This window comes from Pseudomonas sp. RP-B7, from assembly GCF_059803535.1.
This window is the reverse complement of sequence record NZ_JAPFHC010000002.1, coordinates 221,269-234,517: the sequence shown is the minus strand read 5'-3', so window position 1 is coordinate 234,517 and position 13,249 is coordinate 221,269. Positions and strand designations below refer to the sequence as shown.

At 61.2% G+C, this 13,249-nt stretch carries 9 protein-coding genes; 5 read left to right on the top strand and 4 right to left on the bottom strand.

From position 1 onward, the window contains the following. Window positions 1-35 precede the first annotated feature (35 nt). Complete coding sequence (locus OPU96_RS03855; protein WP_498558668.1) at window positions 36-638, bottom strand: hypothetical protein; 603 nt, start codon at window positions 636-638, stop codon at window positions 36-38. Between the two features lie 592 nt (window positions 639-1,230). On the opposite strand from OPU96_RS03855, the gene hrpA reads away from it, so the two are divergent. From hrpA to OPU96_RS03835, 4 genes are all read left to right on the top strand, one after another. After that, on the top strand, window positions 1,231-5,142 hold the full coding sequence (gene hrpA / locus OPU96_RS03850) for an ATP-dependent RNA helicase HrpA (protein WP_305391330.1): 3,912 nt from the start codon (window positions 1,231-1,233) through the stop codon (window positions 5,140-5,142). A gap of 255 nt (window positions 5,143-5,397) precedes the next feature. Further along, window positions 5,398-6,519, top strand: a complete 1,122-nt coding sequence (locus tag OPU96_RS03845; RefSeq protein WP_192297104.1) for a beta-ketoacyl-ACP synthase III — start codon at window positions 5,398-5,400, stop codon at window positions 6,517-6,519. A gap of 79 nt (window positions 6,520-6,598) precedes the next feature. Continuing rightward, window positions 6,599-7,213: an RNA polymerase sigma factor gene (locus OPU96_RS03840; RefSeq protein WP_226454940.1), complete on the top strand. Its 615-nt coding sequence runs from the start codon at window positions 6,599-6,601 to the stop codon at window positions 7,211-7,213. Continuing rightward, entirely contained in the window at window positions 7,207-7,452 is a 246-nt protein-coding gene (locus OPU96_RS03835; RefSeq protein ID WP_192297102.1) for an anti-sigma factor family protein, read from the top strand. Before OPU96_RS03840 ends, OPU96_RS03835 begins: the two co-directional genes overlap by 7 nt. Before the next feature lie 107 nt (window positions 7,453-7,559). On the opposite strand, the gene OPU96_RS03830 is transcribed toward OPU96_RS03835, so the two are convergent. Beyond that, window positions 7,560-8,882: a putative porin gene (locus tag OPU96_RS03830; protein ID WP_192297101.1), complete on the bottom strand. Its 1,323-nt coding sequence runs from the start codon at window positions 8,880-8,882 to the stop codon at window positions 7,560-7,562. Window positions 8,883-9,166: 284 nt separating this feature from the next. Between OPU96_RS03830 and OPU96_RS03825 the strand changes: the two genes are divergently transcribed. Continuing rightward, window positions 9,167-10,291 carry a GNAT family N-acetyltransferase gene (locus OPU96_RS03825; RefSeq protein ID WP_498558667.1) on the top strand — a complete coding sequence of 375 codons (1,125 nt, stop codon included), beginning with the start codon at window positions 9,167-9,169 and terminating at the stop codon, window positions 10,289-10,291. 50 nt (window positions 10,292-10,341) lie between these two features. Here the strand turns inward: OPU96_RS03825 and aqpZ are convergent, their stop codons facing one another. Next, the gene (gene aqpZ / locus OPU96_RS03820) at window positions 10,342-11,043 is read right to left on the bottom strand and encodes an aquaporin Z (protein WP_498558666.1); all 702 of its coding nucleotides are present in this window, start codon (window positions 11,041-11,043) and stop codon (window positions 10,342-10,344) included. A gap of 305 nt (window positions 11,044-11,348) precedes the next feature. Continuing rightward, window positions 11,349-13,181: an ABC transporter ATP-binding protein gene (locus OPU96_RS03815; protein ID WP_226454943.1), complete on the bottom strand. Its 1,833-nt coding sequence runs from the start codon at window positions 13,179-13,181 to the stop codon at window positions 11,349-11,351. Window positions 13,182-13,249: the final 68 nt, after the last annotated feature.

Sequence of the window (13,249 nt, the reverse complement as noted above, 5' to 3'; positions counted from 1 at the left end):
AGGTGTCGATCAGGCCGGGCCTGATCGACAAGGCATTAGACGCCTTCCGATTTTCTGTTTTCCTTGCGCACATCTTTCAGCCAGGGCTGGCCGTTGCCTAGCGCCAACAGTGAGTCCGAGTGGTTGGACGCGCGGTTTTTGTCGGTCTGGTTGGTGCCGTTTGTCTGAACATCTCTAGCTTGTTTGTAGAGATTTTTCATCTCGTTCCCCAGCTCTTTGTCTGTTTTCTTGACCTCCTGGCGGTGTTTGTACTGGGTCACTGGGTTCCTGCTGGCAGGAGCGCTCTGTTCCTGGGTGATGCGTTTTTCCGTCAGGCTCAGGGCCTTGTTATAGCTTTCTTTAGGGATTGCAGGCGTCGGAAACTGTTCAGGAAGCGTCGACAGGACGCTGTGCTGATGGGTGAGTGACTGGACATTGGATTTTCGGGTGGCACTCAATGATGAACTGGGTGTTTGGTTGAGCAGTGGTTGCGATGAGCTGGCGCTTGAATAGGTACTGGATGAGCGCTCGCGGGGTTCCGGGTTATGCCAGGAACTGTGCGGGGCAGAGGTCTCAGGCGCGATGGACTGATATTTGGTGGCGTAACTGTGGTTGTTACCACTATTGCTGTAGGCATAGCTATTGGAGTCAATGGGCATAACGATTTCATTTCCTGTACGTGGTGAGAGGGCGCGTGTACGTGGCCAGTCAGCGGGAGAGTCCACTCAGTGTGTTCATCCCGCGCATGGCTTGCGCGCTGGGTTGACTGCTGATTCGGCTCGCTGCCAGGTTGGTGGTTGGCCTAGATGAGGCCTGGCGGTTCGCAGGCTGCTCACTGGCGTTTTTTGTATAACTGGGCGCGAATTCATAGGCTGGCGGTGGCAGCGAGTCAGCCGATCGAGGCTGCGCACGCATCGCGTCTGCATAAGAAGGTAGATAGGGGGTGGAAGTGGATGAGTCGATTGGCATAGGAGCTCCATTCTGAGTCGGCGTTAATGAACAGCCAGTCAGGACTGGCTAGCTCATTGGAACGCTTGCGTCACTCGTCACAAATCGGACTTTCGCTAGAAACGTGTGGGGGAGAGTGTTGATCCGCTGTAGTAAATTTCGCCACGGTATGAGCGAAAGTCCCGTTGCTTTTGACGGGCCGTCTTCAGAACCGTCGAAATCTGCGACAATCGCCACCTCGTCTTATCCGTCCACCGCTGTGCAGGTCATGCCTGCCCCATCCCGAAGACCTTTACCACCCAGATGACTGACCAAGCGCCCACTATCGACCAACTGCTCAAAACCCTCGACCACGCCATGCTTGCCGACCGCCACCGTTTGCGTCGGCAGTTGCTTGAGTTGCGCAAAAAGCCCGACGAGGACAAGTTGGCGCAGTGGGTCGTGCGCATGCAGGCGTCCTGTGCCCAGGTCACGGCGCGGCGCGCCAGCCTGCCGGTGATTCGTTATGACGACAGCCTGCCGATTGCGGCCAAGCGCGATGAAATCAAAGAAGCGCTGAACCAGCATCAAGTGCTGATCATTGCCGGCGAAACCGGCTCGGGCAAGACCACCCAGTTGCCGAAGATCTGCCTGGAAATCGGTCGTGGCCAGTTCGGTCTCATTGGTCACACCCAGCCCCGCCGGATCGCCGCACGCAGCGTGGCCAGCCGGGTCGCCGAAGAGTTGGCCACGCCATTGGGCGCGCTGGTCGGTTATCAGGTGCGCTTTGAAGACCAGAGCGATTCCAACACCCTGATCAAGCTGATGACCGACGGCATCCTGCTGGCAGAAACCCAGAACGACCGCTACCTCGAGCGCTACGACACGATCATCGTCGACGAAGCCCACGAACGCAGCCTTAACATCGACTTCCTGCTGGGCTACCTGAAAACCCTGCTGCCGCGCCGCCCGGACCTGAAGGTCATCATCACCTCGGCGACCATTGACCTGGAGCGTTTCTCCAAGCACTTCGACGATGCCCCGATCGTCGAAGTCTCGGGTCGCACTTTCCCGGTGGACACCTGGTATCGCCCGCTGACCCTGGAGCAGGACGAGGAGGGCAACCGCGTCGAGGATGACCTCACCGTCGACCAGGCGATCCTGGCCACCCTGGATGAAATCGCCGCCTACGAGCGCAGCGAACGGCGCAGCCCGGGCGATGTGCTGGTGTTCCTGCCGGGTGAGCGTGAGATCCGCGATGCCGCCGAAATGCTGCGCAAGGCCCAGCTCAAGCACACCGAAATCCTGCCGCTGTATGCGCGCCTGTCACCGGCCGAGCAGCAGCGGATTTTCCAGTCCCATCCAGGCCGTCGTGTGGTGCTGGCAACCAACGTCGCGGAAACCTCGCTGACCGTACCGGGCATCCGTTATGTGATCGACAGCGGCACCGCGCGCATCAGCCGCTACAGCTACCGTGCCAAGGTGCAACGCCTGCCGATCGAGGCGATTTCCCAGGCCAGTGCCAACCAGCGTAAAGGTCGTTGCGGCCGGGTCGAGCCGGGCATCTGCATCCGCTTGTACAGTGAAGAGGATTTTATCGGGCGTCCGGAATTTACCGACCCGGAAATCCTGCGTACCAACCTTGCCGCCGTGATCCTGCAGATGCTGCACCTGCGCCTCGGCGAAATCACCGACTTCCCGTTTATCGAGCCGCCGGACGGCAAGGCCATCAGCGACGGTTTCAACCTGCTGCAAGAGCTCTCGGCGGTGGACCGCAACAGCCAGCTCACGCCGTTGGGCCGCCAACTGGCGCGCCTGCCGGTGGACCCGCGCATGGGCCGCATGCTGCTGGAAGCGGCCAAGCTCGGCAGTTTGCAGGAAGTGCTGATCGTCGCCAGCGCCATGTCGATCCAGGACCCGCGCGAGCGCCCGCCGGAGCGTCAACAGGCCGCCGACCAGGCCCACGCCCAGTGGAAAGATGCGGACTCGGACTTCGCCGGGTTGGTCAATCTGTGGCGCGGTTTTGAAGAGCAGCGCCAGGCACTCACCGCCAGCCCTTTGCGTAACTGGTGCCGCAAGAACTTCCTCAACTACCTGCGCCTGCGCGAATGGCGCGATTCCCACCGCCAGCTCAGCCTGATCTGTCGCGACATGCAGCTGACGATCAATAAAGAGCCGGCGGATTTCCCCAAACTGCACAAGGCGGTGCTGTCCGGCCTGCTCAGCCAGATCGGCCAGAAAACCGAAGACGGCGATTACCTCGGTGCGCGCCAGCGGCGGTTCTGGATTCACCCGTCGTCGGGCATCGGCAAGAAGCGCCCGCAATGGCTGATGACCGCTGAATTGGTGGAAACCACCAAGCTGTATGCGCGCATGGTTGCCAAGATCGATGCCGACTGGATCGAGCCGCTGGCCGGGCACCTGATCAAGAAGAACCACTTCGAACCGCATTGGGAGAAAAAGCGCGGCCAGGTAGTGGCGTTTGAGCAGATCACCCTGTTCGGGCTGATCGTGGTCGGGCGCCGGCCAGTGCATTACGGACCGATTGACCCGGTGGTGTCCCGTGAGTTGTTTATCCGCGAAGGCTTGGTGCGTGGCGAGATCCAGTCGCGGGCCAAGTGCCTGACCGCCAACCAGCAACTGCTGGAACAGCTCGACGAGCTGGAAGCCAAGGCGCGTCGCCGTGACATCCTCGCCGACGAGGAAACGCTGTATGCCTTCTACGATGCGCGCTTGCCGGCAGAGATCCACCAGACTGCGACGTTTGACAGCTGGTACAAGATCCACAGCCAGAAAGACCCGCAACTGTTGATCATGCGCGAAGAAGACGTGCTGGCCCGCGAGGCCAGCGAGGTCACCGCCGCGCATTACCCGGACACCCTGCACCTGGGCGACCTGGCCCTGGCCTTGAGTTACCACTTCGAACCCAACCACCCCCGCGACGGCGTGACCCTGCGCGTGCCCGCGCCGCTGTTGCCGGCGTTGCCGCCGGAACGCCTGGAATGGCTGGTGCCGGGGCTGATCGAGGCCAAATGCATCGCCCTGGTGCGCAACCTGCCAAAGGCGCTGCGCAAGAACTTCGTGCCGGTGCCGGACTTCGTCAAGGCGGCGCTGCAACGCATCGAATTCGGCCAGGGCTCGCTGCCCCAGGCGCTCGGCCGTGAGTTGCTGCGCATGACCGGTGCCCGCGTCAGCGATGAAGCCTGGGCCGAGGCGGCGCAGCAGGTGGACAACCATCTGAAGATGAACCTGGAAGTGGTCGATGGCCAAGGCAAGTTCCTCGGCGAAGGCCGCGACCTGGCCGAGTTGACCGCACGCTTCGCCGAAGCCAGCCAGGCCGCGCTGGCGGTGCCGCAAACCGCGAAAAGCCAACAGCCAGTAGAGGCCAAGGTGTTCGCGGCGGTGGCGCAGAAGACCCAGCAAAAGATCGCCGGCCTGTCGATGACGGTTTATCCGGCGTTGGTGGAGGAAAACGGTACGGTCAAGGAAGGGCGTTTTTCCACGGCCGCCGAAGCTGAATTCCAACACCGCCGCGCCTTGCAGCGTTTGCTGATGCAGCAACTGGCGGAACCGGCCAAATTCCTGCGCGGCAAATTGCCCGGCCTGACTGAGTTGGGGTTGATGTACCGCGAACTGGGGCGTATCGATGCACTGGTGGAAGACATCCTGCTGGCCAGCCTCGACACCTGCGTGCTCGAAGGCGAAACCAGCCTGCCGCGTGACGGCGCGGGTTTGGCCGCCTTGGCCGAGCGCAAGCGCGGCAGTTGGACCGAGCATGCTGAACGCCTGGCACGCTTGACCCTGGAGGTTCTGAAGCTCTGGCACGCACTGCAAAAACGTTTCAAAGGCAAGATCGACCTGGCTCAGGCCGTAGCCCTGAATGACATCAAGCAGCAACTGGGCAACCTGGTGTATCCCGGTTTTGTACGGGAAACCCCGGCGCAGTGGTTCAAGGAACTGCCACGCTATCTCAAGGCCATCGAGCTGCGTCTGGAGAAACTGCCGAGCCAGGTACAGAAGGACCGGGTCTGGAGCGGCGAGTTGGCCGGTTTGTGGGCGCAGTACGAGAATCGCCTGAAAAAACACGCCCAGGAAGGCAAGCGCGATCCTCAGCTAGAGCTCTACCGCTGGTGGTTGGAAGAGTACCGGGTGTCGTTGTTTGGCCAGCAGTTGGGCACCAAGGTGCCGATTTCCGACAAGCGCCTGAGCAAGCAATGGAGCCAGGTAGAACCCTGAAATCCAACACAACCCCCCCTGTGGGAGCATTCCAAGGGAAAACGGTGTTTGTGCGCAGATAGCGCCAAACTCCGAGGGTTGTGGCAAACTTCGCGCCTATAAATGCCGGGATCGTCGTTACAGGCTGGCGGTTGCAGCCACGGCGCGATGGAATAAAGCGATGCCAGTTTGATGTCCGCTGGGCGGATTCGGACTACTTACAGTTTGGTACGAAGGTACCAACATTCCCTGCCTGACAGATTTAGAGGAACGACCGTGCATAACGTCGTCATCAGCGGCACTGGCCTGTATACCCCGGCCAACAGCATCTCCAACGAAGAGCTGGTGCAGTCTTTCAATACCTACGTCCAGCACTTCAACACCGACAACGCCGCCGCCATCGAGCGCGGTGAAGTTCAGGCGCTGACCGAGTCCAGTGCAGCCTTCATCGAAAAAGCCTCGGGCATCAAGAGCCGTTTCGTGATGGACAAGGAAGGCATTCTCGACCCGCAGCGCATGACCCCGCGCCTGCCCGAGCGCAGTAACGACGAATGGTCGGTGCTCTGCCAGATGGCCATCGGCGCCGCCGAACAAGCCCTGCAGCGTGCCGGCAAGACTGCCGCTGACATCGACGGCGTGATCGTCGCCTGTTCCAACCTGCAACGCGCCTATCCGGCCATTGCCATTGAAGTCCAGGAAGCCCTGGGTATCGAGGGTTTCGGCTTTGACATGAACGTGGCGTGCTCCTCGGCCACGTTCGGCATCCAGAACGCTGCCAACAGCATCCAACTGGGCCAGGCCCGGGCGATCCTGATGGTCAACCCGGAAGTCTGCACCGGCCACTTGAATTTCCGTGACCGCGACAGCCACTTCATCTTTGGTGATGCGGCCACCGCCGTCGTCCTCGAACGTGCCGACCTGGCGACCTCCGAGCACCAGTTCGACGTGGTCAGCACCAAGCTGCTGACCAAGTTCTCCAATAACATCCGCAACAACTTCGGCTTCCTCAACCGCGCGGCGGAAGAGGGCATCGGCGCGCCCGACAAACTGTTCGTGCAGGAAGGCCGCAAGGTCTTCCGCGATGTGTGCCCGATGGTGGCCGAGCTGATTGGTGTGCACCTGGCGGAAAACCAGTTGAACGTCGCCGATGTGAAGCGTTTCTGGCTGCACCAGGCCAACCTGAGCATGAACCACCTGATCGTGAAGAAACTGCTGGGCCGCGAAGCCACGGTGGAAGAAGCGCCGGTGATCCTCGACACCTACGCCAATACCAGTTCGGCGGGTTCGGTGATTGCGTTCCATACTTACCAGGACGATTTGCCCAAGGGCTCCGTGGCGGTGCTCAGCTCGTTCGGCGCAGGCTACTCGATCGGCAGCGTGATCCTGCGTAAACGCTGATCGGTGGGGAGGGCGTGGTCAATGGGTGGGAGCTGGCTCCCACAGTGATCGCATGTTCAAAGTGAAATTGAGGTAGCCCATGGCAGCAGCCGACGACGCGGATCTGCTTGAACGCCTGCTCAAGGGGGAGCAGCGGGCCTACAAGGAATTGGTCAGCACCTACCAGAGCGCCATGCGCGCGGTGGCCTATGCGATCGTCGGCCAGCGCCATGCCGATGAAATCGTGCAGGACGCTTGGCTCTCGGTGGTCCGCAACCTGTCCAGGTTCGAAGGGCGCTCCAGCCTCAAGACCTGGCTATTGACCATTACCGCCAACGCCGCCAAGGGACGCTACAAGCAGAACCGCCGTGAAGTGCTGCTCGACGACCTGCCATCACCCCATGGCACCATCGGCGATGACCGCTTCACCCCGGACGATGGCCACTGGGCCGTCGCCCCCTATGCCTGGCACCAGGACACCCCGGAAGCCTTGCTCACCGAAGGCGAACTGCGCGACTGCCTGGAGCACACCTTGTCGAGCCTGTCGCAGTTGCAGAGCAGCGTGCTGGTGCTGCGTGAGCGCCAGGGCCTGGAGTTGGAAGAGATCTGTAATCTTCTGACGCTCTCACTCTCCAATGTCCGTGTGCTGCTGCATCGGGCACGGCTTAAAGTCTTCGCCACGGTGGAGCATTTTGAGGAAACGGGCGAATGCTGACCTGTAAAGAACAAGTGGCGCGGTCCAGTGACTATCTTGATGGGCAATTGACCTTTCGCGAGCGTCTGCTGGTGCGTCATCACTTGATGTTCTGCCCGAACTGCCGACGGTTTATCCGCCAGATGCGTTTGATGCAGGCTACGCTGAAGCTGCTGCCGCAAGAGCCGGTAGGGGATGTGGATGCCTTGGCGCAGCAATTGGCTGCCGAGCGGCTCAAGGATCAGAAAGGCGGGGAATAGGCAGGCTCGCGTGGCGGGAGCGGACGGATGATGGGGACCGATCCGACCACGAGAGACTGTTGCAGCCACCTTGGGCCGTCCTGGCCCAAGGCTCGTAACACTGACTCTTAGAACTTGGCTTCTGCGTCCAGCTGCAGGGTGTTGGTGTTGGCGTCACGCTGGGTTCGGCTGGCGTAGTCGGCCTTGGTCAGGAAGTACGTGGCACCGAGTGCGAAGTTCTTGTCGATGTCATAGCTGACCTTCATTTTGTGACCGCGCGAACCCGTGGTGCCGTTGGCGAAGTCCGAGTCGGTGAAGGCACCCACTACAGCGTTACGTTGAGTGTCGCGGTAGTTGTAGTCCAGGTTGAAACCGAACACCTTGGACTTGGCGCCGATCAGCCAGGCGGTGTCCTGGTCGGTCACGGCGTCGTTGTTTTTCACGTACTGGCCGTAGAACGCCAGAGGCACTGCCAGGCCGCCGATGTCGGCTTGGGCGAAACCTTCATACAGGCGGAACTGGTTGTCGGCCGAGTTACCGTTGACCGCCAGTGCGCAAGGCGTGGTGGTGGTTGTGCAACGGCTGTCCTTGTCATTCTGGTAGGCGTAGACGCTGCCGCCCAGGGTCATTTTCAGGTTGTCGGTGACCGAGAAGCGCGTCCCCAGCTGGCCGGAGGTCAGGCGCAGGTCGTGGCGGAATTGCACGCCGTCGCCGTCGACGTTGTCCTTGAGGTTGTAGTTGCCGAGGCTGCCGAACAGCTCGGCGCTGCTGCCCAGTGGGTATTTGTAGGTGACTGCCAGGCCTTCTGGGTTGATGTCGCTATCCCAGATCACGTCGCCCATGTTGACCCACGGTTGCAGCATCTTGCCGCCGATCACGTGCAGGTTCTTGATCTGGTCCGGGTGGTAGTCAATGTAGCCGAGGTCCAGCCAGATCGACTTCTTGTCGAAGTAGTTGTCCTGATCCTGGTTGGTGGAGCGCGCGTCGTCGCTGCTACCTGTGGCAATGCGGATACCGGTGTCGACTTGCGAGTTGATCTCGGTGTAGGCGCCGAGGCGGGCACGGATGCGCTGGCGATCCTTGTCACGGCCGCCGTTGTTGGATTCACCCTGGATTTTCACGGTTTCCTGACGGAAACGTACGTCACCCTTGAACTGAGTCTTGGCCGCCCAGGCCAGCTTCTGGTCGAAGCTGCTCAGTTCGTTGGTTTTTTTCGCGGTGGCCGCGATCTGTTCGTTGGTCTCTTGTTGAGCTTGCCGTGCGATCTGCTGTTCTTTCTGATCCCGTGCCAGCTCAGCTTGCAGTTCGCTGTATTGGGCGTTGGTGATCTGGCCGTTGGCCTTGAGCATGTCGAGCAATTTAGCGTCGACTGCAGCGCTGGCCGGTACGCTCAGGGCCAGCAACAGGCCACCGCACAGGATCGCCGCAGTTTTAGTGGAAGCAAGACGCATATCAATCTCCGAAAGTGAGGAGGGATGGCAAACCATCCAGGACACAACCGACCAATGACGGACGGAAAAAAATGCCGCCTGGTAGCACCAGGCGCTCTAAAAACAGGCGTCAGTATCGCGATCGTTTATGACGGCGCAGTGGCGAAGTGATGTCATCTAGATGACAAATTATTCATGCTGGGAACTATTGGTTTAGAGCCTTGTCCGGCGATTCGAGGGTGTGCGAAAGCCGCCGATAAGCGATACTCGCGAGGCTTTCACACCCCCAAGAAATGAGGATGCCGATGCCGCTGCAACGTCTGATCAGCCTGTCCGAAATCGCCCCACAGACCTGGGATGCACTCGTGGCGGACGCCCAGCCGTTTGTGCGGCACGCGTTCCTGAGTGCGCTGGAGGACAGTGGCAGTGTCGGCCCGCATTCGGGGTGGCAACCGGAGCATCTGCTGCACTGGGAAGGCGAGCGGCTGGTGGCGGCGCTGCCCTGCTATCGCAAGTGGCACTCCTATGGCGAGTACGTGTTTGACCATGGCTGGGCGGACGCCTGTGAACGGGCCGGTATCGAGTACTACCCCAAGTTGCTGACGGCCGTGCCGTTCAGCCCGGTCAGCGGGCCACGTTTGCTGGCGGCGAGTGCCGAGGACGGTTTCGAGCTGCTCAAGAGGCTGCCGGGCTATCTGGAAATCGAAGGGCTCTCCAGCGCCCACGTCAACTTCACCGACGATCTGGCCGACGCAGCGTTGGCGCAGCAACCGGGCTGGCTGCAGCGCCTGGGCTGTCAATTCCACTGGCAGAACCGTGGCTACCGCGACTTCCAGGACTTCCTCGACGCCCTCAGCTCGCGCAAGCGTAAACAGATGCGCAAGGAGCGTGAGCAAGTGGCCGGGCAGGGCATCGACTTCGAATGGCTGCAAGGCCATGAGCTGAGCGAGGCGCAGTGGGATTTTGTCTACGCCTGCTACGCCAACACCTACGCGGTGCGCCGCCAATCACCGTACCTGACCCGCGAGTTTTTCAGCCTGCTTGCCGAACGCATGCCCGCAGCGATTCGCGTGGTGCTGGCCAAACAAGGCACACGGCCGGTGGCCATGGCGTTCAGCCTGATCGGTGGCGACAGTTTCTACGGCCGTTACTGGGGCTGCCTGGCGGAATTCGACCGCCTGCATTTCGAAACCTGTTTCTACCAGGGCATGGACTACGCCATCGCCCACGGCGTGCAACGTTTCGATGCTGGCGCGCAGGGCGAGCACAAGTTGATTCGCGGGTTTGAGCCGGTGATCACGCGGTCGTGGCATTACTTGCGGCACGCGGGGTTGAAGACGGCCGTAGAGGATTTCCTGGAGCGTGAACGGGTAGGGATCGTGGCCTATGCCGAAGAGGCGCGAACCGCATTGCCATACCGCCAGCTATAACCATGTAGTGAGCGGGCTTGCCCCGCGCTGGGGGGCAAGCCCGCTCACTACTAGGCAGGCTCTTCCTTGCCGAGCCATCGGTAGGTAAAACCACCCGCCACCGCACCGAGGATCGGCGCGAGCCAGAACATCCACAACTGCTGGATCGCCCACCCGCCGACGATCAGCGCCGGGCCGGTACTGCGCGCCGGGTTGACCGAGGTGTTGGTCACGGGAATGGAGATCAGGTGGATCAGCGTCAAGGCCAGGCCGATGGCGATTGGCGCGAGGCCCTTCGGGGCGCGGTGGTCGGTGGCGCCGAGGATGATCAGCACGAACATCGCGGTCATCACCAGCTCACTGACAAACCCCGCTGCCATCGAATAACCGCCGGGCGAATGCTCGCCATAACCGTTCGACGCCAGGCCCGAGGCCAGTTCGAAGCCGGGTTTGCCACTGGCAATGAAGTACAACAATGCGGCGGCAACCGTGCCGCCGACGACCTGGGCGACGATGTACGCCGGCAACTCCCTGGCCGGAAACCTCCCGCCCACGACCAGCCCCACCGACACCGCTGGGTTGAGGTGACAACCGCTGATATGTCCGATGGCAAACGCCATGGTCAGCACCGTCAACCCGAACGCCAGGGACACCCCCAGCAAACCAATCCCGACTGCCGGGAACGCTGCGGCCAATACCGCACTCCCGCAACCGCCCAACACCAGCCAAAACGTACCCAACCCCTCAGTGATTGAACGTTTGAACAAAGACATGCAGCACGTCCTTGATAGATCGCTCTACCGAATCAGTAAAACAGTGATGCTCCCTGCAGATTTACTTCAGCGCCCGTCTGGGCACTGTTCTGAGTACAGCACGGTTGCGGCGCAAATCCAGCGCTCGCATGGGGAAGGGCTCAATGAAATCTGGCGCCTGGCACTGATCAAATGTGGGAGCGGGCTTGCTCGCGAATGCGGTGTGTCAGTCACAGTTGTTTTGACTGACACACCGCATTCGCGAGCAAGCCCGCTCCCACACAAGCCCGCTCCCACAGGTTGAACTGTGTTTGAGCGGTAGATTATTAGTCGATGCCGACAAAGCCGCCGGTCTGGTGCTGCCACAGCCGCGCATACAGCCCGCCATGGGCCAGCAACTCGGCATGGCTGCCCGTCTCGGCGATCTGGCCTTTCTCCAGCACCACCAGGCGGTCCATCCGCGCAATGGTGGACAGGCGGTGGGCAATCGCGATCACGGTCTTGCCCTGCATCAGGGTTTCCAGGCTTTCCTGGATCGCCGCTTCCACTTCCGAGTCCAGTGCCGAGGTCGCTTCGTCCATGATCAGGATCGGCGCGTCCTTGAGCAGCACGCGGGCAATCGCGATGCGCTGGCGCTGCCCACCGGAGAGTTTCACCCCGCGTTCGCCCACATGGGCATCCAGCCCGGTGCGGCCTTCGGAGTCCGACAGCAACGGGATGAACTCATCGGCACGCGCCTTGTGCACCGCCGCCCAGAGTTCTTCGTCGGTGGCGTCCGGCTTGCCGTACAGCAAGTTGTCGCGGATCGAACGGTGCAGCAACGAGGTGTCCTGGGTGATCATGCCGATCTGCGCACGCAGGGATTCCTGGGCCACGTCGGCGATGTTCTGTCCGTCGATCAGGATGCGCCCGCCTTGCAGGTCATACAGGCGCAGCAGCAGGTTGACCAGGGTCGACTTGCCCGCGCCGGACGGGCCGATCAGGCCGATTTTCTCGCCGGCCTTGATCTCCAGGTTCAGCCCGCCAATGATCCCGCTCTTCTTGCCGTAGTGGAAATCCACGTGCTCGAAGCGCACTTCGCCGTGGGGCACCGTCAGGCGCGGGGCGTGCTCGCGGTCGATCACCGCCAGCGGCTGGGCGATGGTTTTCAAACCGTCCTGCACCATGCCGATGTTTTCGAAAATGCCGTTGACCACCCACATGATCCAACCGGACATGTTGACGATACGGATCACCAGGCCGGTGGCCAGCGCGATGGCGCCCACCGAGATCAGCGACTGCGTCCACAACCACAAGGCCAGGCCGGTGGTGGTGACGATCAGCAGGCCGTTCATGGTGGTGATCACGATATCCATGCTGGTGACGACACGGCTGGCCAGTTGGGTCTTTTCGGTCTGCTCGATGATCGCTTCCTTGGCGTACTGCTGCTCGTATTGGGTATGGGCGAACAGTTTCAAGGTGGTGATGTTGGTGTAGCCGTCGACGATGCGGCCCATCAACTTGGAGCGCGCCTCGGAGGAAATCACCGAACGTTCCTTCACCCGTGGCACGAAGTAACGCAGCGCCAGGCTGTAGCAGATGATCCAGGTCACCAGTGGGATCATCAGGCGCCAGTCGGCCTCGGCAAACAGCACCAGGGAACTGATGGCGTAGATCGCCACGTGCCAGATCGCGTCCACGGCGGCCACGGCGGAGTCGCGCAGGGAGTTGCCGGTTTGCATGATGCGCTGGGCGATGCGCCCGGCGAAGTCGTTCTGGAAGAAATTCAGGCTCTGCTTGAGCACGTAGCTGTGGTTCTGCCAGCGGATCAGGCTGGTCATGCCGGGGCTGATGGTCTGGTGCACCAGCAGGTCATGCAGGGCGCCGAAGATCGGGCGCAGCAGCAGGGCGACCACGGCCATCCAGATCAGCTCGGTGCTGTGCACCTGGAAGAAATTCGCGGGCGGTGTGCCCTGGGCCAGGTCGATGATGCGGCTCAGGTAGCTGAACAGCGCGACTTCGATCAGCGCACCGATCAGGCCCACCACCAGCAAGGCGGCGAAATGCGGCCAGACCTGGCGCAGGTAATAGAGGTAGAAGGGCAGGACTTTATCGGGTGGGGCGTCGCTGGGTGCGTCGCGGAAAATATCGATCAGTTGTTCAAAACGACGATAGAGCATTAGGTATGACGCCCGCAGGGCGGGCTCTCCTTTCAAATGCGCGCGCGGCCTTGTGGGCCACGCGCGGA